At 60.0% G+C, this 22,147-nt stretch carries 20 protein-coding genes and 1 pseudogene; 11 read left to right on the top strand and 10 right to left on the bottom strand.

Annotated elements, in window-relative coordinates; genetic code table 11:
• The first annotated feature begins 7 nt into the window (after positions 1 to 7).
• The 7 genes from FHS83_RS12825 to FHS83_RS12855 are packed head-to-tail and all read left to right on the top strand — an operon-like array spanning position 8 to position 4,420.
• Positions 8 to 883 carry a CheR family methyltransferase gene (locus FHS83_RS12825; RefSeq protein WP_167083343.1) on the top strand — a complete coding sequence of 292 codons (876 nt, stop codon included), beginning with the start codon at positions 8 to 10 and terminating at the stop codon, positions 881 to 883.
• The gene (locus tag FHS83_RS12830) at positions 883 to 1,947 is read left to right on the top strand and encodes a protein-glutamate methylesterase/protein-glutamine glutaminase (protein ID WP_167083344.1); all 1,065 of its coding nucleotides are present in this window, start codon (positions 883 to 885) and stop codon (positions 1,945 to 1,947) included. Before FHS83_RS12825 ends, FHS83_RS12830 begins: the two co-directional genes overlap by 1 nt.
• Positions 1,931 to 2,320, top strand: coding sequence for a response regulator (locus FHS83_RS12835; protein ID WP_167083345.1), 390 nt, complete (start codon positions 1,931 to 1,933; stop codon positions 2,318 to 2,320). Before FHS83_RS12830 ends, FHS83_RS12835 begins: the two co-directional genes overlap by 17 nt.
• Before the next feature lie 38 nt (positions 2,321 to 2,358).
• Positions 2,359 to 2,922 (top strand): chemotaxis protein CheD, encoded by a 564-nt coding sequence (locus tag FHS83_RS19455; RefSeq protein WP_167085473.1) that lies wholly within the window; start codon positions 2,359 to 2,361, stop codon positions 2,920 to 2,922.
• Complete coding sequence (locus FHS83_RS12845; RefSeq protein ID WP_167083346.1) at positions 2,922 to 3,308, top strand: hypothetical protein; 387 nt, start codon at positions 2,922 to 2,924, stop codon at positions 3,306 to 3,308. The genes FHS83_RS19455 and FHS83_RS12845 overlap by 1 nt, the downstream gene beginning before the upstream one ends.
• 15 nt (positions 3,309 to 3,323) lie before the next feature.
• Positions 3,324 to 3,908: a response regulator gene (locus tag FHS83_RS12850; protein ID WP_167083347.1), complete on the top strand. Its 585-nt coding sequence runs from the start codon at positions 3,324 to 3,326 to the stop codon at positions 3,906 to 3,908.
• On the top strand, positions 3,905 to 4,420 hold the full coding sequence (locus FHS83_RS12855) for a hypothetical protein (protein WP_167083348.1): 516 nt from the start codon (positions 3,905 to 3,907) through the stop codon (positions 4,418 to 4,420). Before FHS83_RS12850 ends, FHS83_RS12855 begins: the two co-directional genes overlap by 4 nt.
• Before the next feature lie 6 nt (positions 4,421 to 4,426).
• Here FHS83_RS12855 and FHS83_RS12860 read toward each other — a convergent pair whose 3' ends face one another.
• The 4 genes from FHS83_RS12860 to FHS83_RS12875 form a co-directional block, all read right to left on the bottom strand.
• On the bottom strand, positions 4,427 to 5,650 hold the full coding sequence (locus FHS83_RS12860) for a dihydrolipoamide acetyltransferase family protein (protein WP_167083349.1): 1,224 nt from the start codon (positions 5,648 to 5,650) through the stop codon (positions 4,427 to 4,429).
• Between the two features lie 15 nt (positions 5,651 to 5,665).
• The gene (locus FHS83_RS12865; RefSeq protein WP_167083350.1) at positions 5,666 to 6,679 is read right to left on the bottom strand and encodes an alpha-ketoacid dehydrogenase subunit beta; all 1,014 of its coding nucleotides are present in this window, start codon (positions 6,677 to 6,679) and stop codon (positions 5,666 to 5,668) included.
• Positions 6,680 to 6,682: 3 nt separating this feature from the next.
• Positions 6,683 to 7,915, bottom strand: a complete 1,233-nt coding sequence (locus FHS83_RS12870; RefSeq protein ID WP_167083351.1) for a thiamine pyrophosphate-dependent enzyme — start codon at positions 7,913 to 7,915, stop codon at positions 6,683 to 6,685.
• Positions 7,916 to 8,110: 195 nt separating this feature from the next.
• Complete coding sequence (locus FHS83_RS12875; protein ID WP_167083352.1) at positions 8,111 to 10,810, bottom strand: PAS domain S-box protein; 2,700 nt, start codon at positions 10,808 to 10,810, stop codon at positions 8,111 to 8,113.
• Positions 10,811 to 11,032: 222 nt separating this feature from the next.
• On the opposite strand from FHS83_RS12875, the gene FHS83_RS12880 reads away from it, so the two are divergent.
• On the top strand, positions 11,033 to 11,536 hold the full coding sequence (locus FHS83_RS12880; RefSeq protein WP_167083353.1) for a response regulator: 504 nt from the start codon (positions 11,033 to 11,035) through the stop codon (positions 11,534 to 11,536).
• 165 nt (positions 11,537 to 11,701) lie between these two features.
• Positions 11,702 to 12,226, top strand: coding sequence for a hypothetical protein (locus FHS83_RS12885; RefSeq protein WP_167083354.1), 525 nt, complete (start codon positions 11,702 to 11,704; stop codon positions 12,224 to 12,226).
• A 9-nt stretch (positions 12,227 to 12,235) separates the two neighbouring features.
• Here FHS83_RS12885 and FHS83_RS12890 read toward each other — a convergent pair.
• From FHS83_RS12890 to FHS83_RS12915, 6 genes and pseudogenes are all read right to left on the bottom strand, one after another.
• A pseudogene (locus FHS83_RS12890) lies at positions 12,236 to 12,988 on the bottom strand (sulfate/molybdate ABC transporter ATP-binding protein); the annotation flags it as partial.
• 12 nt (positions 12,989 to 13,000) lie between these two features.
• Positions 13,001 to 13,846, bottom strand: coding sequence for a sulfate ABC transporter permease subunit CysW (gene cysW / locus FHS83_RS12895; RefSeq protein WP_167083356.1), 846 nt, complete (start codon positions 13,844 to 13,846; stop codon positions 13,001 to 13,003).
• Complete coding sequence (gene cysT / locus FHS83_RS12900; protein ID WP_167083357.1) at positions 13,843 to 14,682, bottom strand: sulfate ABC transporter permease subunit CysT; 840 nt, start codon at positions 14,680 to 14,682, stop codon at positions 13,843 to 13,845. The genes cysW and cysT overlap by 4 nt, the downstream gene beginning before the upstream one ends.
• 10 nt (positions 14,683 to 14,692) lie before the next feature.
• Entirely contained in the window at positions 14,693 to 15,706 is a 1,014-nt protein-coding gene (locus FHS83_RS12905; RefSeq protein WP_167083358.1) for a sulfate ABC transporter substrate-binding protein, read from the bottom strand.
• A 30-nt stretch (positions 15,707 to 15,736) separates the two neighbouring features.
• On the bottom strand, positions 15,737 to 17,251 hold the full coding sequence (locus FHS83_RS12910) for an OprO/OprP family phosphate-selective porin (RefSeq protein WP_167083359.1): 1,515 nt from the start codon (positions 17,249 to 17,251) through the stop codon (positions 15,737 to 15,739).
• Positions 17,252 to 17,538: 287 nt separating this feature from the next.
• On the bottom strand, positions 17,539 to 17,988 hold the full coding sequence (locus FHS83_RS12915; RefSeq protein ID WP_167083360.1) for an RrF2 family transcriptional regulator: 450 nt from the start codon (positions 17,986 to 17,988) through the stop codon (positions 17,539 to 17,541).
• Positions 17,989 to 18,022: 34 nt separating this feature from the next.
• Between FHS83_RS12915 and FHS83_RS12920 the strand changes: the two genes are divergently transcribed.
• Both FHS83_RS12920 and FHS83_RS12925 read left to right on the top strand, forming a co-directional pair.
• Positions 18,023 to 20,122, top strand: coding sequence for a TonB-dependent receptor domain-containing protein (locus FHS83_RS12920; protein WP_167083361.1), 2,100 nt, complete (start codon positions 18,023 to 18,025; stop codon positions 20,120 to 20,122).
• Positions 20,123 to 20,224: 102 nt separating this feature from the next.
• Positions 20,225 to 22,144, top strand: a complete 1,920-nt coding sequence (locus FHS83_RS12925; protein WP_167083362.1) for a S9 family peptidase — start codon at positions 20,225 to 20,227, stop codon at positions 22,142 to 22,144.
• The last annotated feature ends 3 nt before the right edge of the window (positions 22,145 to 22,147 follow it).

A 22,147-nucleotide genomic window follows, 5' to 3' on the forward strand; every position in this document is an offset into this window, starting at 1 on the left:
GACTGCCTTGGCAACCGGTACCAACCCTCGCGATTTAGCTGTCCCGGACGGCGAGTTTCCCTTCACCTGGCAGGATTTCCGCCAGATTGCGGAGCTCGTTCATTCCGAGGCCGGCATCGTTTTGACCGAAGCCAAGGTGAACCTTGTCTATTCGCGCCTGGCCAAACGCCTGCGCACGATTGGACTGCGCAGCTTCCGCGATTATTGCTCGCTGATTCAGGGCACTGATGGCGTCGATGAGCGTCAGGCGATGATCGCCGCGATGACCACCAACGTCACCCGCTTCTTCCGGGAAAGCCACCATTTCGACTATCTGCGCAACGAGGTTCTGCCTGACCTCTTGGAAAACGCGCGCAGAGGCGGGAAGGTGCGCATCTGGTCGGCGGGCTGCTCCTCGGGCGAGGAAGCCTATTCGATCGCGCTGACCATGCTGGGGCTTGATCCCCAGGTGGCGCAACGCGATGTGCTGATCCTGGCCTCGGACATCGATCCCGAGATGCTCAAGCGCGGCAGCCGCGGGATTTATCCCGTCAGCCAGCTCGGGGATGTGCCTCAGGAACTACGGCGCAAATGGATGAAAATCGCGCCCGGTAGTGGCGGCTCCGAACTTGAAGTTGGCGACGAAATGCACGAAATGGTGCGTTTCCGTGAACTCAACCTTTTGCGCGAATGGCCGATGAAAGGCCCGTTCGACATCATATTCTGCAGAAACGTCATGATCTATTTCGATGATGAGACCCAGAATACCGTGTGGAAGCGCTTTGCCGGGTTATTGCGCCCGGGTGGCACGCTCTGCATCGGCCATTCAGAACGCATCGTCTTGGGCAATCACCCTTACGATCTCGTGGGCCAGACCATCTACCGCAAGCATGGAGCAAAGTGATGAAACGCACGCGCGTTCTGATCGTCGACGACTCCGTTACCATTCGCCGCCTGTTAGCGGCTGTGCTATCGCGCGACGAGACCATTGAGGTGGTCGGCAGTGCTCCGGATGCCGCCTCTGCCCGGCAGATGATCAAGGACCTCAATCCGGACGTCATCACGCTCGACGTCGAGATGCCCAACATGAATGGGCTCGAGTTCCTCGAGAAAATCATGCGCCTTCGCCCGATGCCGGTGGTGATGGTGTCCACGCTCACCCAGAAGGGCGCGGAAGTCACGGTTTCGGCCCTTGAGCTCGGTGCCGTCGATTACTTCGCCAAGCCGACCGATAATGTCGGGGCGCATCTGGAAGAGCGCGCGCGCGAATTGTGCGAGAAGGTTCGTATCGCGGCCTCGGCTCACGTTCGCCCCTATGTGCGCAAGGACCGTACGCCGGCTCCCGATAAGCCCGATTTCGATCCGGGCAACTCGGTGGTCGCCATTGGTTCGTCCACCGGCGGCGTCGAAGCGCTGATCGAAGTCCTGTCGCATTTCCCGAAGAATTGTCCGGCGACCGTCATCACGCAGCATATGCCGCCGCATTTCACCACCAGCTTCGCGGATCGTCTCGACCGGCTCTGCCAGCCGAAGGTTTCCGAAGCCAAAGACGGCGCCATTCTCGCACCGGGCCAGATTTATCTCGCCCCCGGTGGTGAGGCACATCTTGAAATTCATGGCAAGGGCACGCTGCGTTGCCGGCTGGTCCGCACGGGTCCGGTGAACGGGCATCGTCCGTCCGTGGATGTTCTTTTCAATTCCGTTGCCAAGGCTGCCTGTCCGCAGGCAATCGGCGTCATCCTGACCGGCATGGGCCGGGACGGGGCCGACGGCCTCTTGGCCATGCGCAAAGCGGGTGCCGCGACTATCGGCCAGGATGAGGCGTCCTCGGTGGTCTATGGCATGCCGCGCGTGGCTATGGAAATCGGAGCAGTAGAAAAACAATACGCGTTGCACCAGATCGGTCAGGAAGTGATGACCCTCTGCGAAGCTCGCCAGAAAGCAGGTCGCCATGCCGTCACCCAATAAAATCAAAGCCGTTGTGGTCGACGACCAGCTCACCATGCGTACGCTGGTGCGGTCGTGCCTGCAGCAGATTGGGCTCACCGACATCCGCGAGTTTCCCAAGGCGCCGGAAGCTCTGGCGGCCATGAAGGCGGCGCCTGCGCATATCATTTTCTCCGACTTCAACATGCCGGAGATGGATGGACTAGAATTCCTGCGTTCCGTGCGTGCAGATCCTGCGATCAAGGGGACAGGCTTCATTCTGCTCACCGGCCGCGCCGATGCCGATCTGGTCAAGCGCGCCGCGCAGTTCGGAGCCAATAACTATCTCGTCAAGCCGTTTACCGTTGCCATTCTGAAACAGAAACTCGAACAGATCTTCGGTGCTCTTTCGTGAACACAACAACCCGGAAGCAAAAACATGAGGAAAGGCCGCTGCGGAAATTCCGTAATCCGCGCGATGGCCTCCTGCATGTACAGCTTACGCTCGGCGACACTTACGTGACGTCCGATCCCGATGAGGTGCTGACGACGATTCTCGGCTCCTGCATCGCGGCGTGTATCCGCGATCCGGTGTCCGGCGTAGGCGGCATGAACCACTTCCTTTTGCCGGATGGAAATTCCGGTGATCGCGAGGCCCGCTGCTATGGCGTCAACGCGATGGAACTTTTGATCAACGACATCCTTAAGCATGGCGGCGACCGGCGCCGGCTCGAGGCCAAGATTTTCGGCGGCGCCAATGTGGTGTCGGCGCTGACCGATGTCGGATCACGCAATTACGCGTTTGCCCGGCAGTTCCTCCAGGATGAAGGTATCCCGATCGTCGGTGGCGATGTAGGTGGTGATTTGGCGCGGCGCATCCAGTTCATGCCTTTCTCGGGCAGGGCGCGTCAGGCCGTCGTCAAAGGAGCCGAGCCGCGGCTGGTGGAAGAGGAGCTTACGGCGCTTCACAAGAAGACGCAGACCGCGGTGCCTGTCGACGAGGTGGAGTTCTTCTGATGAGCCAGCGCGCCGACAGCTTTCCGACTACCATAAAGCTCTTGAAGGCGGTGGCTGGCGAACTTCGCGAGTTGGCGCACGATACCGCACGCTTTGGCGAGACGTTGACCGAATCGAGCAAGCTGGTGGGGTGCGATGCATCCCTCCGGCTCTTGCAGAAATTCGATCTTTTCCACCAGAGCCTGGAAGCACACGCCGTCCTCATCGATGCGCTCTCCGGCCATATCGATGATGGCACGATAGAGAAGACCGAGATCAACGAGCTTCTTCATCACGTGCCGTTCTTCAGTGTGCGTGAGCGTTTGCGCGCGATGGTAACGGGCGAAAAAAAGCAAGAAACCAAGGAAGAAGAAGAATCGGGGGATTTCCTCTTCTTCAACGATTGAACGCGCGGGGCGGGCGTGGTCGAGAAACTGAATTTTTCGCAGATCGAAGCCCTGGTCATCGATTCAGACCAGTATTCGACCTCTATTCTGGGCCAGATCCTCAGAGGGTTTGGCCTGTCGCGTCATCACATTGTCGATACCAGTGAAGAGGGGCGAACCCGCCTGAACGCGGCGCATTTCGATCTTCTCATCTGCGACGCCATCCTGCCGGATTCGCACGCCACCGAGCTCATCAAATGGATGCGCCGCCAGGCTTCGCTGAACATCAAATACATGCCCGTCGTCGTGCTGACCGGCTATACCCAATATACCAATGTCGTGAACCTGCGCGATGCGGGCGCCAATATCGTGGTGCGAAAGCCTGTTTCGCCCAACGTTCTGTTTGACCACATCGCTTGGTCGGCGCGTACCGAACGCCCCTTCATCGAGACGGACAACTATATCGGCCCGGACCGGCGCTTCAAGAACACCGGCCCGCCGGATGGCGCCGGACGCCGCAAAACGGACCTCACCCTGGAAATCGGTGAGGCAAAAGAACCGAACATGTCTCAGGAAGAAATCGACAGCCTGTTAAGACCGACGAAAGTGGAAATCGAATGAGTGGGTGCAAGATCATCCGGGTGAAGAACATCCTGGGCGAGTTGTTGTCCATGCCGGGCGGCATCAGCCGGGAAGAGGCGGTGCACGAGGCGCAGGCCTTGATCGAGGAGCTGCGTGAGGATTGCGAAAAAGCCGTTCCGGTGGAAATCACGCGGCTCGAGGATCTGGTCGCTGTGGCGGGCGGCAGCATAAGCGCGCTGCAACTCGAGAACCTCCTCGACCAAGTCGATCCCTTGCTCACCCTTTCGGGCACTTTCGGATCTGAGGTTTTTGACAGCGTGGTCAAGCGCTTTTGCGATCTTGCTGCCGGCATGCGCGATAAAGGCATTACCACGACCGCACCGCTGAAGGTGCACCTCTCTGCCATGCGGCTAGTCTATAAGAATGATGTGCCCGAGGCAGACTGCACGGCTATTCTCGCCGAGCTTTCGCTCATCCATAAGCATTACGGCATCGCCAGCCATGAAGGCGACCCGCCAGGTGTGCTGGGCGGGCCCCTCGGCGCGGCTTAACGCTGCTTAGGCCATGAACAAAAGGGCTGGGTGCTCGAGAAGCGCCTTCAGCCTTTTGACGAAGCGCGCTGCGTCCGCGCCATCCACCACCCGGTGGTCATAGCAGGACGAGAAATTCATCATTTTGCGGATCGCGATCTGGCCGTCCCGTATCACGGGGCGCTCGATAATGGCGTTCGGCCCCAGGATTGCGACTTCTGGATGATTGATAATTGGGGTGGAGGCAATGCCGCCCAGCGGTCCTAAACTGGTGACGGTAATCGTGGAGCCGGTCAGTTCTTCTCGCGATGCCTTGCCGCTCCGCGCCTTGGCGGCAATCTCGGAAACCGCGCGTGCGGCTTGCCATATGTCCAGCGTTTCGGCATGGCGCACCACCGGCACCATCAGCCCGGCTTCGGTTTCGGTGGCAATGCCGATGTGCACGGCGCCATAGCGTTTCACCACGCCCGCCTCGTCATCGAAATGCGCGTTGATCTGCGGGAATTCCGGCAGCACGCGTACCATCGCGGTCATCAGGAAGGGCAGAAGCGTGAGCTTGGGCTGGTTCGGCTTGCGTGTTTCGTTTAGGTGCTGGCGCAGGCTTTCCAGCTCCGTCATGTCGATTTCCTCGACATAGGCGAAATGGGGGATACGCCGCTTGGACTCCGACATCTTCTCGGCGATCTTGCGGCGCAGGCCGATCAGCTTCACCTCTTCGATGCTGTCGCGCCGCGCAGGCTTGGCGGTGCTTTGCGGTTTCGGCCGCGCGCCGCCACCGGCGAGGAAATCGTCAAGGTCGCCATGGGTGATGCGCCCGCCGGGGCCGGTGCCCGCGATCTGGGAAAGATCAATGTGAAGATCAGCGGCGCGCAGGCGCACCGCAGGTGCCGCCAGAACCTTGCCGTTCGTCTCGCGCGCAGGGCAGGCCGGAGCTTCTTCCTGCTCGTCTTCCTGCACGGCTTGGGGCGCCTCTTGTGTCTTCGGAGCGGGGGCTTCGATGTGTGCGGCACCTTCCAGCTCGAATTCCACCAGCGGCGCGCCTACCGTTGCCATCTCGCCGGGATTGCCTTTGATCGCCAGCACTTTTCCGGCTACCGGCGAGGTCATTTCCACCGTCGCCTTGTCGGTCATAACATCGACCAGAAGCTGGTCTTCGTGCACAAGATCGCCCACCGCCACATGCCAGGCGACAATCTCGGCTTCAGCGGTGCCTTCACCCACATCGGGAAGCTTGAATACGAAACGTTCCATCACACTCTTCCCTTGTCAGCTTTCCAGCGCGCGTTTCAGGCCCTGAATGACCCGTTCGGGCCCCGGGAAATACTCCCATTCGAAGGCGTGGGGATAGGGCGTATCCCAGCCCGCGACGCGCTGTACCGGTGCTTCCAAATGATAAAAACAATGCTGCTGCACCAATGCGCAAAGCTCGGCGCCAAAGCCACTGGTCATGGTCGCTTCATGCGCCACCACGCAGCGCCCGGTTTTCTCCACCGAACGCAGAATGGTTTTGATATCGAGCGGCATCAGGGTGCGAAGATCGATGATCTCGGCATCGATACCTGCTTCCTCGGCGGCGGCCATGGCGACATGCACCATGGTGCCATAGGTGAGTACGGTCACCGCTGCGCCTGGGCGCACAATGGCGGCTTCGCCCAGCGGCACCACATAACGTCCTTCGGGCACATCGCTCGCTTTGTGCTTGGCCCAAGGCATCACCGGCTTGTCATGATGGCCATCAAAGGGGCCGTTATAAAGCCGCTTCGGCTCCAGGAAGATCACGGGATCGGGGTCTTCCACGGCGCTGATCAGAAGGCCCTTGGCATCGCGCGGGTTGGAGGGGATCACCACTTTCAGCCCCGCTACATGGGTAAAAAGCGCTTCGGGGCTTTGGCTATGGGTTTGGCCGCCATAGATGCCGCCGCCATAGGGCGTGCGGATCACTAAGGGCACATGGAAATCGCCACCGGAGCGATAGCGAATGCGGGCCGCTTCCGAGACGATCTGGTCATAGGCCGGGTAGATGTAATCCGCGAACTGGATTTCGACTACGGGCTTTAAGCCATTCACGCTCATGCCGATGCCGAGCGCCACGATACCGGCTTCGCCGATGGGGGTATCAAAGCAGCGTGTCAACCCGTGCTTTTTCTGCAGACCGTCGGTCACCCGGAAGACGCCGCCGAAATAGCCCACATCTTCGCCGAAAACGACCACATTGGGGTCTTCCGAAAGCAATGTATCGAGCGCGGAGTTGAGCGCCTGAATCATATTCATCGCGGGCATGGCTTAAACTCCAGCCTCTTTTTTCTGCGCCTCAAGGTGCCAGGGGACTTCGGCGAACACATCTTCGAACATGGTGGAAGCCTGCGGGCGCGATCCGCCTGCCAGCGTGCCGATGCTTTCGGCCTCACGCTGGATTTCCCGCACCTCCGCCGCGATTTCTTCGGCGAGCGCCAGATGCTGTTCCTCGCTCCAGATGCCGATCGCGATCATGTGCTGTTTCAGTCGCGCGACGGGATCACCCAGTGGCCAGGCGCTCCATTCATCGGTGGGGCGATAGCGCGAAGGGTCATCGCTGGTGGAATGGGCCTCGGCGCGATAGGTGTAATGCTCGATCAGCGTGGCGCCCAGATTGGCGCGGGCGCGTTCCGCAGCCCATTGCATGGCGGCATAAACAGCGAGGTAGTCGTTGCCGTCCACCCGAAGGCCCGGCAGGCTATAGCCGATGGCGCGCGAGGCGAAGGTGGCTTCCTCACCGCCTGCAATGCCAGAGAAGCTCGATATGGCCCATTGGTTATTGACCACATTCAGCACCACAGGGGCGCGATAGACCGATGCGAAGTTGAGTGCGTGATGGAAATCGCCTTCCGCGGAGGTGCCTTCACCTATGAAGCTCACGGCGATTTTATCGTCATTCTTGTAGGCCGAGGCCAGCGCCCAGCCGACCGCTTGAGGAAACTGGGTGCCGAGATTGCCCGAGACGGTGAAGAAGCCGTATTCGCGCGAGGAGTACATCACCGGCAGCTGCCGTCCCTTGATGGGATCGCGGGCATTAGAGAAGCACTGGCACATCATGTCGAGCAGGGGATAGCCGCGCGCGATCAGAAAGCCCTGCTGGCGATAGGCCGGAAAACACATGTCGTCGCGTTCCAGGGCATGGGCGCTGGCCACGCTGACCGCTTCCTCGCCGGTGGATTTGACGTAGAACGAGATTTTGCCCTGCCGCTGCACGCGATACATGCGGTCGTCATAGGCGCGCGTCAGCATCATGTCGCGCAGGCCTTTTTTCAGGACATCCGCCCCCAAACGCGGATTCCATTGCCCCACTGCCTGGCCATTCTCATCCAGGACACGGATCAGGCCATAGGCATAGCCGATCATGTCGCGCGCCTTGGCATCGACGGGCGGCCGGTCCATGGCGCCCGCGGGGGGAACGATGATGTTGCTGAAGTCGGGCGTATCGCCCGGCCGATGCGGGGGTTGAGGAATACGAAGGCTGAGGCGGCCTCTGTTACGCAAGATGCGGCTCCCAATTGCTCCGGAAGAAACGTCCTTTAACACATCGCGCGCGAACTACGACGCCACTGTTGCGTTTTGTGCCGGGCTGTCGTGGCCCGGCCTGTCCGCGCAACATTCTTTTAGGACGCCCGGTGAAGGCATAACAACTGCCTTCCGTATATTTCTTTCCGTCGGGGCCGTTTTGGCAGGATTCGTTTACAGGCTGGGCGCGGCGGGTAGGCGCAGGCGGAAAAGAGTCCCGCCGCCCTGGCGGGGCTCCGCCGTGATGTCTCCGCCATGGGCCTCCATGATGGACTTGGAGATGGCGAGTCCGATCCCCATCCCATTCGCCTTGGTGGTGACAAAGGGATGAAAAAGCCTGTCGAGCACGGGTTCGGGGATGCCGTGGCCGGTATCGCTCACAATCACCTCCACCATGGTGCCGTTGAGCCAGCTCGACAGGGTGAGGACGCGCTTGGGCACATCGGCCATGGCGTCCATGGCATTATGCAGGAGGTTAACCAGCACCTGCTCGATCTGCACCCGGTCGGCGATCACGGCGGGAAGATTACTTGCGAGACAGAAATGCGTTTCAATCCCTTCGGCCTTGGCGCCGATCAGGCCTAAGTCCGCCGCCTCCTGAATGATCGCGTTAATGTCATCGCGCTTCTGATTGGTGTCGCGCTTCTCCACGAAATCGCGCATCCGCCGCACAATCTCTCCGGCGCGTGCAGCTTGCTCTCCGGCTTTGGCGATGGCGTGCTGGGCGGCGTTGATGGAGTTTTGATCGCCGCGATCGATCAGGCGCCGCGCGGTGGCGGCGTAATTATGCATGGCGGCGAGGGGCTGGTTGAGCTCATGGGCAATACCGGCGGACACCTGTGAAAGCTCGTTCACGCGTCCGACGTGCATCAATTGCTCTTTCAAGGCTTGTAGACGGGCGTCGTCCTCTTTTCGTTCGGTGATATCGCGCACCAAGGCCCACATGGCGGCGGGGGTGCCGTTATCGTCTCGTGTGAGCACCGCGCGTATTTCGACGTTGATGATCGCTCCGTCTTTGCGCCGGTATTCCTTTTCGTAAACGCTGGAATAGCCGCGGACCAGGATTTCCTGGTCTACGATGATCTGCTCAGCCGCATGCCAGCGTTCCGGTGTCAGCTCCTGATAGGTGAGGCCGTAAAGCTCCTCGCGGCTATACCCCACCATGTCGCAATAGATGTCGTTGCAGGCGATGAAGCGGCCTTCCATATCGGTTTCGACAAAGCCGTCGCGCAGATTTTCGTGCAGCAGGCGATAGCGCGTTTCAGAGGTTTTCAGCTCAGCCTCGGCACGCTTCTGCTCGGTGATGTCGTAATTGACCCCGAACATGGTGATCGGCCTGCCATTATAATCGCGCACCAGGCGGCCAAGCCCAGCCAGCCAACGCTCTTCGCCATCTGTACGGATGATGCGGAATTCGGCTTTCCAATCGCGCCCAGTTTTCAGAACCTCGCCGACGGTTTCGCTCACGATCGCCACATCATCCGGATGGACGTGGCGCATGAAGGTGTCCTGCGCATCCAGTCCCACGATGGGGGGCTCTCCCAGCATTTCGTAGATTTCGGGAGAACGCAGGGCCTTGTCTCCGGCGATATCCCATTCCCAATGGCCCATTTGGGCGCTTTGCATGGCAAGTGCTAAGCGCGTTTGCGAGGCGCGCAGCTCGTCTTCGGCGCGCTTCTGCTCGGTAATGTCGTAATTGACCCCGAACATGATGGAAGGCTTTCCATCAAGGGTACGTTCCAGCTTGCCGCGCACGACCAGCCAGCGGATGATACCGCCCGTGTGGATCACGCGGAATTCAGCCTTCCAATGGGTACCATCGGCCAGCACGGCGCGAAGGCTGTCTTCCAAGGCTTGATAGTCGTCCGGATGCACGATCTTGAAAAAGGCGTCGTAGCCGGCCTCGCTCTCTTTGGGCAGGCCGAAGAGTTCGAACAGTTTGGGGTTCCACACCGCCTTATTATTGACGACGTCCCATTCCCAAGCGCCCATTTCACCGCTTTCCATGGCGAGCGCGAGGCGTTCCTCGGAATCGCGCAAGGCCTCTTCGGCCTGCTTGGAGGCGGTGATGTCGCGATTGATCGATACCACAGCGACGGGATTGCCCTGCGCATCGGGCACGGTTTGGCGCCGGACCGATAGCCAGCGATATTCGCCGGACTTGGTTTGCCAGCGATATTCGATCTGACTGGCTGGCGGAAATGGTGCGCCGGGAGCCACGCCGGGTTGATCGAGATCGTCCGGGTGGATGCGTGCGATGACTTCATCAACGGGCATCTTGATGATTTCGTCCCGCGTAAAGCCGGTAAGTGCCGAGCAGGCCGGATTCAGATAAATGTATTTGCGGGTTGTCAGATCGAAGAGAGAGATCGCATCGCTGGCAGAGTCCACCACCATACGAAGCTGTTCATCACCCAGCGAAAGGTTCGATTCAGTCGCCTGGCAGAGAAAGCCTGCGATCTGACCTTTGTCGTCGCGTAAGGGCAACCAGGAAAAGGTGTGCCAGGTCAGCGGCTCACCTCCCGAAGGGCGGCTACGCTGCATCACCACATGCTGGGGCTCGCCCGCCAGCACGGCATCGACGACACCAGCGAAATCGTCCCAGCGGTCAGCCCAAATCTCCGCATAAGGACGACCGAGGGCGGCGGGGTGCCGGGTCCCAAGCTCTGCTATGGCGGCATCGTTATAAAGGGTGGTCAGCGCCTTGCCCCAGCAGACGAAAGCCGGCTGGCGCGATTGAAGCGCGATATCAACGGCGGTTTTGAGGGCCGGTGGCCAATTTTCCGGTGCTCCAAGCGGGGTAAGGCGCCAGCTATGGGTTCGGATGATAGCCGTCATGCTGCTGCGTCCGTCCGGCCAAGCCAGTCGCTGCATCTTGGATTGCCCCCGAGAACCCATAAAGTTGTACCCGGCCCCTTTGAATTCTTCTGAGTGTATCCCACAAGACAAAATACACCATGAGCTTCAAGGTTCTGTGGGGAACTTTTTTATGGTTCGGGCTCTCAGGCGCAAGGTGTCGTGGCGTGTGTTTTCTTTTACAACCAGAGATTAATAACTTTGCTCGTTAGATATGGTGTGCCCGGGAGGGGGGCTTGCATGTCTGACAGCATCAATTTCACGACGGTATCGGCCTTACTGCTGGATCCCGACCGCTTCAACGCCAGCCTGGTGGCGCAGATGCTGAGAGGGTTTGGGATCTCCCACCAAGTTCTGGCGGCCACGGGGGAGGAGATCATCACCCAGCTTTCTCGGCAGCAATTTCATCTGCTCATTACCGAGAGCAGGATTCCGGATATGAGCTTGTCGGCTCTGACGCAGTGGATTCGCCATCACGAGAAGCAAGCCATTCGTTTTCTGCCGATCGTAGTGTTGACCAGCTATACCCAGCCTTCGATTGTGGCTGGTGCGCGCGATGCGGGTGTAAACTGTGTGGTGGGTAAGCCCGTTTCACCGTCAACGCTGCTTGAGCACATCCTTTGGTCGGCCCGTATGGAGCGCCCTTTTATCGAGGCGGATCATTATTCGGGGCCATGCCGCCGCTTTCATACGGATTCACCCGTATCCGCGTTTAGCCGCCGGATCAGCGATCACCCGGGGTGAGGCATTGCGCGCCCGCCAGCCGGGGAGGGGTGTTCGCAATCAGCCCTTAATATGTAGACTTCATACTGCTTAGGAAGCATTTTACGGACCGGCTGTGCGTAGTGGCGGCAATTACATAAGCGTTCCAGCTCTGCTATGCAGTGTTGCGGTGCTGGAGACACAGCCTTGAGCACGCCGAATTTCAAATCCTACCGGGTGCCGAACCGGCTCGGAAAGCTGCTGCAAACTCCCGGTGGAATCTCGCGGGAACAAGCGGTCCAGGCCGCTGGCGAGCGAGTGGAAAGCCTGCGCGAGAAATTCCTTGCCGCAATCCCGAATGAGATTGGCGCGCTGGAAGAGATTTTGGCGCGCGGTGGCGGTAAGACGATCTCTGAAGCCGATCTGCAAGAGATGCTGACGCTGGCCGATCAGGTTTTAACACTGTCGGGCACTTACGGTCTCACGCGGCTCGATACGGTGGTAAAGCGCTTTTGTGACCTCGCTATGGGCATGATCGACAAGAAGCTCGATCCTGCCGCGCCCGTGGCTGTGCATCTGCGCGCGATGCGTCTGGTCAGCCCTGGGGCGGCGGAGTTATCCGATGCTGAAGCAGCCCATGTGCTCGATGGGCTGGTCAGCATCCATATTCATTACGGCATCGCCACCGTAGCTGGGGCTCCGCCCGCCCAAGCTAACAACCCGAACTCATAAGGCTTGACCGCCCAGCCGCAGCGTATGAGGCAATGGCTGGCTTTCGGTTTCGAGAAATTCTGCCACGAAAGGCGTCTTGGGCGCGCGGCGCACATCCTCGGGCCGGCCGAATTGTTCGATCTTGCCTTTGTTCATAACCGCGACCAGATCGGCCAGCGCGAAGGCTTCTTCCTGATCATGGGTGACGAAGACGGTGGTAATGCCCATCTTCTCATGCAGATGGCGCAGCCATACGCGCAGCTCCTTGCGCACCTTGGCGTCGAGCGCGCCGAAGGGCTCGTCGAGCAGCAGCATGCGCGGTTCGATGGCGAGCGCGCGGGCGAGGGCGACGCGCTGGCGCTGACCTCCCGAAAGTTGGTTGGGATAGCGCTTGCCTAGCCCATCGAGTTGCACCAGCGCCAGAAGCTCTTCCACCCGCCGCGCGATTTCCGATTTGGAGGGGCGCTCATGGCGGGGGCGAACCGTCAGGCCGAAGGCGATGTTCTTCTCGACCGTCATATGCTTGAAGAGCGCGTATTGCTGGAAGACGAAACCAGCCTTCCTTTGCCGCGCCGGGATGTCGAGCCAGTTGAGATCAGCGAAACGCACCGATCCGCTATCGGGAAAATCAAGCCCGCCCAGAATGCGCAAAAGCGTCGTCTTGCCCGAACCCGATGGGCCCAGCAGCGCCACGAAGGCGCCTTGCGGTGCTTCCAGGCTAACGCCGTTCAGGGCCGGAAAGCGGTCGAACTGTTTGAATATACCGTCGACAATCAGACTCATAACCAAACCTCACTAATGCCGGTGGGTCGCCGCGATTTCATCCGCGAAGCGCCATTCCAGCAGCGATTTGACGATTAGGGTGACAATGGCGAGCAGAGCGAGAACCGAGGCCACCGCGAAAGCGCCGACATATTGGTAGTCGTTGTAGAGTACTTCGACATGCAGCGGCATGGTGTTGGTCAGGCCGCGGATATGGCCCGAGACCACTGACACGGCACCGAACTCGCCCATGGCGCGCGCATTGCAAAGAAGGATGCCGTAGAGCAGACCCCATTTGATATTGGGCAAGGTCACGCGCAGGAATGTCTGAAACCCAGAAGCGCCGAGCGAAGTCGCCGCTTCTTCCTCATCGCGCCCCTGATCCTGCATCAAAGGAATGAGCTCGCGCGCCACAAAGGGGAAGGTCACGAATATCGTCGCTAGCACGATGCCGGGCAGGGCGAAGATGATTTTGATATTGGCATCGCGCAAGGATTCGCCGAACCAGCCCTGAAGTCCGAAGATCAAGACATAGATCAGGCCCGAGACCACCGGCGAGATCGAGAAGGGAAGATCGATCAGGGTGGTGAGGAACTGCTTGCCCTTGAATTCGAACTTGGCGATGGCCCAAGAGGCGGCAATGCCGAATACCGCATTCAGCGGCACCGCGATGGCCGCCGTGAGAAGCGTTAAGCGGATGGCCGAACGCGCGTCGCGATCATCGAGCGCCGCCGCTGCCACGTCCCAGCCTTTCGACAGGGCTTCACTGAAAACAACCGCCAGCGGCAGCACAAGGAAGATACCGATGACGGAGACCGCAATCAGGGTCAGGAGGACGCGCAAAAGCGGATGGTCCTGCGTGGGATAACGTTTTTTCATCGCCTGCTGCCAATCCAATTTTGCAAGATGTTCAAGGCGAAGATCACCAGGAAGGAGGCGCCAAGCATCACCACGCCGATCGCCGAAGCACCCGCGTAATCGTACTGTTCCAGTTTCATGATGATCAGCAGCGGCGCGATTTCAGAGCGCATCGGCAGATTGCCTGCGATGAAAATCACCGAACCGTATTCGCCGACCGCGCGGGCAAAAGCCAAAGTGGCACCCGTCAGAAGCGCGGGCATCAAGGATGGCAGCACCACCCGCCACAGGATTTGCAGCCGCGTGGCGCCCAGGGTTGCTGCCACTTCTTCGGGATCACGGCTGAGATCCGTCAAGACCGGTTGAATGGTGCGCACCACAAAGGGCAGGCCGATAAAGGCAAGCGCGATCAAGACGCCATAAGGCGTATAGGCGATGCGAATGCCCATCTGTGCCAAAGGCTCACCCAGCCAGCCTTGCGCCGAATAGAGCGTTGAAAGCGCAATGCCCGCCACCGCGGTGGGCAAAGCGAAGGGCAGATCGATCACCGCATCAAGCAGCCCTTTGCCGGGAAAGCGATAGCGTACCAGAACCCAGGCCACGATAGGCCCGACGATAGCGTTGAACAAAGCCGCAAGCGCGGCGCCGCCGAAGGAAAGCTTCAACGCCGCCAGCACGCGCGGGTCCGTGATGATGTTCCAGAATCCGGTGAAGCCTGCCGACCACGGGCGGAGTATCAGCGCCGCGATCGGGATCAGCACGATCACCGACAAGTAAAATAGAGTGAACCCGAGTGTCAGCCCGAAACCGGGCAGGGCACTCGGATTTCTCCAGCGGGAAAGACCTTTCGCGCTCATCAAATCTCGCTCAGCGGCCCGGCGTATAGATCTGGTCGAAGACGCCGCCATCCGCGAAATGCGTGGCTTGTGCCTTGGTCCAGCCTCCGAACACATCATCGATGGTATAAAGGGGGATCGACGGGAAAGTCTTGGCATAGGCTTTCAAAACTTCGGGATCGCGCGGGCGGTAGAAGTTCTTGGCTTCGATTTCCTGAGCCTGCTTGGTGTAGAGGAATTGCAAATATGCCTCGGCCACCGCGCGCGTCTTGTGGCGATCCACATTCTTGTCCACCACGGCGACGGGCGGCTCGGCAACGATCGAGACTTTCGGATAGACGATCTCGAATTTCTCGGCGCCATATTCCTTCAGCGCGAGATGGGCTTCGTTTTCCCAGGCCAGCAAGACATCGCCGATGCCGCGCTGTACGAAGGTGGTGGTGGCACCGCGCGCACCGGTGTCGAGAACAGGCACATGCTTATAAAGCTGGCGCACGAACTCCTTGGCTTTTTCCGCATTGCCGCCAGGTGCCTTCTGCGCATAGGCCCAAGCCGCGAGATAGGCCCAGCGTGCACCGCCTGAGGTTTTCGGATTCGGTGTGATCACCTGAATGCCCGGCTTGATCAGATCGCCCCAATCCTTGATCTTCCAGGGATTGCCTTTGCGCACCAGGAAGACATAGGTCGAGGTGTAGGGCGTGGAGTTTTCCGGCAGACGCTTTTGCCACGTCGGCGGCAAGAGCTTGCCTTTGCTGGAAATGGCGTCGATGTCATAGGCGAGGGCCAGCGTGACGACATCCGCATCAAGTCCGTCGATCACCGCACGCGCTTGCGCGCCAGAGCCGCCATGGCTCTGATTGATGGTGACGGTATCGCCCGTCTTGGCTTTCCATTGCGCGGCAAAGGCCTGATTGATGTCCTTATACAACTCGCGCGTCGGATCATAACTGACGTTCAGCAAGGTGACATTGCCGGCGAGTGCCGCTGTGCCTGCTGCCCAAGCAAATACGGCTGCGGTTGCAATGCGTCGCGATAATTTGATCATCACAAAGCTCCTGTCGAATAGGGTATCGAACTAAAAGGCGATCTGCACGCGCAGATTGACAGTGTTGTAGGCCTGCCCAATAGGTGCTCCTGCTGCAACAGCAGGATAAGGCGCTGCCGCTGCGATTGCCGAACCGTTGAGCTTATTTATCTCTACATGTTGGTAGTCGAACAACACCTTCACGACATTGTTAGGATACCAGTGCACACCAGCCGTGGCGATTTTCTGCTCACCGCCACGAATGCCGCCCGCCGCAGGGGCAAGTGCCGCATCATAGTTCAGATCGGCGGTGCTGTAACGTGCTGCGAGTTCCCACGCGCCAATGCCGTCACCAAGCCCAAAAGGATGATCGGGTTTGGGATTGCGGAAGGCGGCGCGGCTCGCGTCATAGACGCGGGTTTCACCCGTAAGAACCCATGCAGCCTGCAGATACCAGGCGGAGAAATCGGGGTTGGAGAAAGCCGAAGCGCGCCGGTCAACATGGTAATTGAACCAGCCGCCTTGGGCATAGAGGTTCTTCCACACCGCGCCAAGCTCGCCGCCGCCGATGATAAGATCGTCCGCATCAAGCGTTGCGTTGATAAGTTGCGTGCCGTCGACCCGAAGTTCGGGCCGGTCCGCTAATGTAATGTTGGTCGCGCCAACCGCTCCGGCCACGCTATGCGGCGGCTGAAACTCATAAACACCACTCAAGCTGCCCACGATCTTAGTGTCGAGGTCGCTATAAAGAAGATAGGCGAAGCGCGCGTTGATGGCCTGCTGCTCGTCGAACGATGCAGCCGTTGTCGCGGCCGATCCCGAATAACTGATGGCGGCGAGATAATCATCGCCCACTGCCGCGATCTGAATCGCGGAGCGGCCATCGCCGCCGGTATTGTTGCGCGACAGTTCCGAGGCGCTGGAGCGTTCCGCAAAAAGCGTATCCGCCGCTGAGGAAGAATCTTCCAGTCCGATATAGGGCGCGAAGGCGCCGACGCGGATTTGGAACGGCGCGAAACCATTATACTGGACATAGGCCGAAGAGACGCGGCCCTGCTGCTCGGCGCCATTGCTGCCGCCAAAATCATAAATGAAGCTATAGGTCCAGTTCTTGAAAACTGTGCCGTCGAGCCCGAATTGCGCGCGGCGGAAATTCGTACCCGACGACAATTCGCGGCCCAGGGCGGGTGTCAAAGTGACTGTCTTGCCCGGATCCTGGAAATAACCCGCCCAGTCGAATTGCACGGTGGCACGCAGGGACGCGCTGAACTGGCCATCAGCGGTCGTGAAGGTGGGCCGTCCATTGGCGATGGTCACCTTCACCAGGGCATTCTGCTGATTGGTGATGTCCGTATACTGATCGCCGGTGGAGCGCTTCAGGTCAATGATCTGATCCTGCAGACCCTGCACTTGTTCTTCCAACGCCTTCACGCGGTCATCGTTCGGTTGCGCTACCGGCTGCGGTGCAGAACTCGCATTGGATGATGCCTTGGCGGCAAAGGCGGGCGCGGCAAGGGCGAGGAGGGAGACGCCGGCCAACAAGGCGGCGGCCTTCGCAGGTGTCATGATGATCCCCTTTGATATCCGCCGGTGGCCGGCAGGTGTTACATCGATGACAGGAACAATATCGATATACTCTACATAGTCAATCGAGTTTACGGAAATTGTGGGATTACCGGAAAGCGCCTGTAAAACTACAGGGGCGTTTGCGTGCAGCTATGTTTTGCTTGGAATTTTATAGGTTTATGCCAAGTCCCCGCGCGCCCGCGGCCAAACTGAAGGCGTGTTCAGAAAATCACATTAGGGGAAGAATGCCATTTTCATCTCCCGACGGGGGGAGGTGAATCTGGTCCTCACTCCGCGCGTTTGCGCCGCTTGCTGGCGGTTTTGCGGTCGGCGAGGGCGTGCGCCAGCGTGTGGCCTTCCAGAATATCCGCGGTGGCGTCGCGCACATTGAGCAGTACCTTGCGGATGGCGCAGGTCACTTCATCCTCGCAATCGTCGCATTTCCTGTAAGCCGTGCGGCTGGAGCAGGGCGTCAGCGCCAAGGGGCCGTCGATCACGCGGATTACTTCGGCAAAGGAGATGTCTTCCGGCGCGCGTCCCAGCGTATAGCCGCCGAATTTCCCGCGCATGGAATGGACAATGCCGCGCCGCTTCATCTCCAAAAGGATCTGTTCCAGGAATTTGCGCGGCACGTTCGCTTTTTCGGCGACATCGGCGATCATCATCGGCTCATCGCTGTTGTGTTCGCCAAGAACGAAGAGCGCCCGAAGCGCATACCGGGCCTTTTGGGAAAGCATCGCGTTTATCCGGATCAATTCTACAGGATATATCGTGTTTTTCCTGTCAAAGATCAACCGGTTCTGCCTTTACCCGCCGTGCCAGATCAGCCAAGCTTGCGCCATGAGTTTGAAGGCGCGCGCCCTTTTATTGTTTGCCGCCTTTGGCGGAGCCGCGCTGGCACAGCCGATAGAAACGATTGTCGTTACGGCATCTCCGCCTGATCCTGTGGGGGCGAGGGCCTTTTCGGCTGTCACGCTCGATACAAGAGCCTTGGCGGCCGCCCCCCAACTCGATGTGGCGCTCAGCCAGGTGCCGGGGCTGTCGCTCTTCCGCCGCAACTCTTCGCTTTCCGCCAATCCCACCACTCAAGGCGTGTCACTCAGGGCGATTGCGCCTTCTGGGGCGGGCAGGGCGCTGGTGACTTTGGATGGCGTGCCGCAGAACGATCCTTTTGGCGGCTGGGTGATCTGGTCGGCGCTGCCACCAGAGGACATCGCCGAGGCTGAGGTGGTGCGCGGCGCGGGCGCTGGGCCGTATGGCGCGGGCGCGCTCACCGGCGTGATTGGCCTGAAAGAGAAGCGCGAAGGTTTCGAAATCGCCGCGTCCGGCGGCGCGCTGGGTCTGCGCCGTATTGCGGCCTCGGGCGGCATCGATATTGGCAAGCTGGCGCTCTTCGCCTCGGCGGTGAAATCAGCTTCCGACGGCTGGGTGCCGATCGCCCCCGCCGATCGCGGCGCCGCCGACAGCAAGCTCACGCTGGATTCTGGCAGTGTTTCGCTCCGCGCTGAATGGGAGCCACAATCGGGCACATTGATCTCTGCCCGTGCCTCTGTTTACCGCGAGGCGCGCCATTCCGGCCTCGCAGACACCGCCTCACGCACGGATGGCGTGATCGCCAGTTTCACCGCCGCCCATCCCATCTCAGGCGACGATCTTGGCTGGCGGGCGCAGTTCTGGCTGCACACCAGCGATTTTGCGCAAACCTCCGCCACCATCTCGCTGGATCGTGCCACCGCCACGCCTTCGAATGAACAATACGCCACGCCTGCCACCGGCTGGGGTGCGAACGCGGCCTTGCGCGGGCAAGCTTTTCTCGACTGGGAAATCGGCGCCGATTTTCGTGCGGCGCGCGGCAACGCCAAGGAACATGCCGCCTATAGCGCGGGCGCCTTCACCCTCAATCGTGTGTCCGGTGGCGATACGCTGACCGGCGGGCTTTATCTTGAGGGCGCGCGGCACAAGGACGAATGGCTGATTACGCTGGGCTTGCGCGCCGATGCATGGCAATCCTCCAATGGCCACGTCCTCCAGACCGATATTGCTTCCACTGCCGTCACCCGCACGGATTGGGAGGCGAAGACCGGCGTGCTGCCCACCGCGCGCCTCGGCATCCGGCGTGATTTCGGCGGCTTCTATTTGCGCGCCGCCGCCTATGAAGGGTTTCGCGCGCCGTCTCTGAACGAACTCTATCGTCCCTTCCGTCTTGGCAATAATCTCACGCAAGCCAATCCCGCCTTAAGCCCCGAAACGCTTTATGGCGCTGAAATCGGCGCAGGCGGTGCCTTTGATGCCTTCAGCTTCGATGTAACGCTGTTCTGGAACCGCCTGCATCGCGCCATCACCAATGTCACGGTGGGCCAGGGGCCCGTCATTGTGCCGGGCGCGGGCATGGTGCCGCCTGGCGGCCTCCTCATTCAACGGCGCAACGCGGGCGACATCAACGCGCCCGGCATAGAAGGCAATCTCACCTACACCGCCGATCCCGTGCGGCTTCGCTTTGGCTTTGCTTTTCTTGATCAGCGCGTGCATGGCGGAAGCGAGGCGCCACAGATCACCGGCAAACGCCCCGTACAAGCCCCGCGCCTCACCCTCACCAGTGGACTTGATCTCCCCCTCACGCGCGATCTCACGCTCGGCGCTACGCTGCGCTATGAAACCAAACGTTATGCCGATGACGCCAATACGCTCGTGCTCGGCAGTGCGCTCAATCTCGGCGCGCGGCTCGATTATGCGTTCAGTGAAAGCTTCGGTGTTTTCGTGAGCGCGGACAATCTCCTCAACGCCCGCATCGCCACCACGCAAAGCGCCGACGGCCTCAACAGCTACGATGCCCCGCGCACAATCTCGGTAGGGCTGACATTTCGGGGCTAGTTGCGCTTTTATCTGTGCCCAGCCTTGCGCAGGCGTGATCGCGCGGCCTTGGCAGGCGGCAGCTTTGCCCTTACGCTTTGGCAGCGATAAGGGGGATTTGCCATGCGCCGTGTGATCTATGCTTTGGCCTTGATGGCGCCGATGGCGGCCATGGCGGAAGATATCAAGCCCGCCGCGGTGGTTGCGGAGGGCGTGCCCGCCATTCCCGAGGCGCTGGTCCGCGCAACCCAGCCTTATCTGGAATTTCGCACCGCATCGCTGGTGGGCTGGAATGTGAGAACCCACGGCATCGCCATCTCCACCCGTTTCGGCAATGTCGCCCAAATTCACGATGTCGCCATGCCGCTCGGCATGCGCCGCCAGATCACCTTTGAAGCCGATGCCATCGCGGGCGCCTCTTATGCCCGCAAAACAGGCGATGTGATGGTGGTGCAGAAGGATGTCGGCGGCAGCGAGTTCTGGCAGCTCTATCGCCTGGACCAGGGGCGCCTCGTGCTGCTCACCGATGGCAAGAGCCGCAACACGGTCAATGCCTGGAGCCATGACGGCAAATGGCTGGCCTACACCTCCACCCGCCGCAACGGGGCCGATAGCGACATCTATGTGATTGATCCGCGTGATCCCAAAAGTGATCGCCGCGTCGCGGAATTGAAGGGCGGTGGCTGGACCCTGCGTGATTTCGCGCCGGACGGAAAATCCGCAATTCTTGCCAACCGTATATCCATCACCAAGGTGGACTTATTCCGCCTCGATCTTGCCAGCGGCGCGCAGAGCGCCATCGGCGATCACAACAAATCCATCGCCTATGATGAGGTGGCCTATGCGCCCGATGGCACGCTCTGGGTGACGAGCGATGAATACAGCGATGTTCAGCGCCTGGGGCGCCTCGATCCGTCAACCGGCCGCTTCACGCCTGTCGCCCAAGAGAAATGGGACGTCGAGGATTTTGTCATCTCCGATGATGGCCGCTTCATCGCATATCTCACCAACGAAGCTGGCATCAGCCGTCTTCGTCTTTACGATGTTGCAAGCAACACGGTCCGTCTAGTTCAGGCTTTGCCCACCGGCGTAATCTCCGGCCTGTCCGTTGCGCCTTGGGGCGAGATCGGGCTGACCCTGGCGTCTGCGAAGTCGCCCGCCGATGTCTGGTCGGTCGATCCGGTGACGCTGGCGGCCAAGCGCTGGACACAGAGCGAGACGGGTGGGCTCGATCCGAACGTCAATGCCGCGCCCGAACTGGTTTCGGTCAAGAGTTTCGATGGTGAGGTCGTGTCGGGCTTTCTCTATCGCCCTGATCCCAAGAAATTCCCTGGTAAGCGTCCTTTGCTTTTCAGCATTCATGGCGGGCCGGAATCGCAAAGCCGCCCGGGCTTTCTCGGCCGCAACAATTACCTGGTGAACGAGCTCGGCATCGCGCTCTTCCTGCCCAATGTGCGCGGCTCGAGCGGCTATGGAAAACGTTTCGTCAGCCTCGATAATGGTCCCGATCTGCGCGAGAACAGCGTCAAGGATATCGGCGCCTTCCTCGACAAGCTGGCTAAGGACCCCGGCATCGATGCGGCTCGTATCGCCGAGACCGGCGGTAGCTATGGCGGCTATATGTGCTATGCGAGTGCCATCCGCTATGGCGCGCGCCTCAAGGCAGCCAACTGCATTGTCGCCATTTCCAACTTCGTCACCTTCCTGGAAAACACGCAGAGCTATCGCCGCGATTTGCGCCGGGTGGAATATGGCGACGAGCGCGATCCCGCTCAGCGCGCCAAATTGATTGCCATCTCACCCTTCACCAAGGCCAAGTCTCTGCATATTCCGCTGATGGTGCAGACCGGCGGCAACGATCCACGTGTTCCGCCGTCGGAAGCAACCCAGATGGTGGAGGCTGTCCGCGCCAATGGTGGACCGGTATGGCATCTTCTCGCCAAGGATGAAGGCCATGGCTTCGCCAAGAAAGCCAATCAGGACTACGCCTTCTGGGCGAGCCTGGTCTTCTGGAAGCGCTATCTTTTAGGGGAGGCGCCGTAACGG

The organism is Rhizomicrobium palustre (assembly GCF_011761565.1).
GTDB classification, from domain to species: domain Bacteria; phylum Pseudomonadota; class Alphaproteobacteria; order Micropepsales; family Micropepsaceae; genus Rhizomicrobium; species Rhizomicrobium palustre.

Excerpts from the sequence above, each read along its gene's own strand:
- FHS83_RS12915 (WP_167083360.1), bottom strand. The coding sequence starts at position 17,988 with ATGCTTTCCCAAAAGGCCCGGTATGCGCTTCGGGCGCTCTTCGTTCTT.
- FHS83_RS12830 (WP_167083344.1), top strand. The coding sequence starts at position 883 with ATGAAACGCACGCGCGTTCTGATCGTCGACGACTCCGTTACCATTCGC.
- cysW (WP_167083356.1), bottom strand. The coding sequence starts at position 13,846 with ATGAAAAAACGTTATCCCACGCAGGACCATCCGCTTTTGCGCGTCCTC.
- FHS83_RS12875 (WP_167083352.1), bottom strand. The coding sequence starts at position 10,810 with ATGCAGCGACTGGCTTGGCCGGACGGACGCAGCAGCATGACGGCTATC.
- FHS83_RS12880 (WP_167083353.1), top strand. The coding sequence starts at position 11,033 with ATGTCTGACAGCATCAATTTCACGACGGTATCGGCCTTACTGCTGGAT.
- FHS83_RS12865 (WP_167083350.1), bottom strand. The coding sequence starts at position 6,679 with ATGCCCGCGATGAATATGATTCAGGCGCTCAACTCCGCGCTCGATACA.
- FHS83_RS12860 (WP_167083349.1), bottom strand. The coding sequence starts at position 5,650 with ATGGAACGTTTCGTATTCAAGCTTCCCGATGTGGGTGAAGGCACCGCT.
- FHS83_RS12835 (WP_167083345.1), top strand. The coding sequence starts at position 1,931 with ATGCCGTCACCCAATAAAATCAAAGCCGTTGTGGTCGACGACCAGCTC.
- FHS83_RS12925 (WP_167083362.1), top strand. The coding sequence starts at position 20,225 with ATGCGCCGTGTGATCTATGCTTTGGCCTTGATGGCGCCGATGGCGGCC.
- cysT (WP_167083357.1), bottom strand. The coding sequence starts at position 14,682 with ATGAGCGCGAAAGGTCTTTCCCGCTGGAGAAATCCGAGTGCCCTGCCC.
- FHS83_RS12905 (WP_167083358.1), bottom strand. The coding sequence starts at position 15,706 with ATGATCAAATTATCGCGACGCATTGCAACCGCAGCCGTATTTGCTTGG.
- FHS83_RS12845 (WP_167083346.1), top strand. The coding sequence starts at position 2,922 with ATGAGCCAGCGCGCCGACAGCTTTCCGACTACCATAAAGCTCTTGAAG.
- FHS83_RS12855 (WP_167083348.1), top strand. The coding sequence starts at position 3,905 with ATGAGTGGGTGCAAGATCATCCGGGTGAAGAACATCCTGGGCGAGTTG.
- FHS83_RS12910 (WP_167083359.1), bottom strand. The coding sequence starts at position 17,251 with ATGACACCTGCGAAGGCCGCCGCCTTGTTGGCCGGCGTCTCCCTCCTC.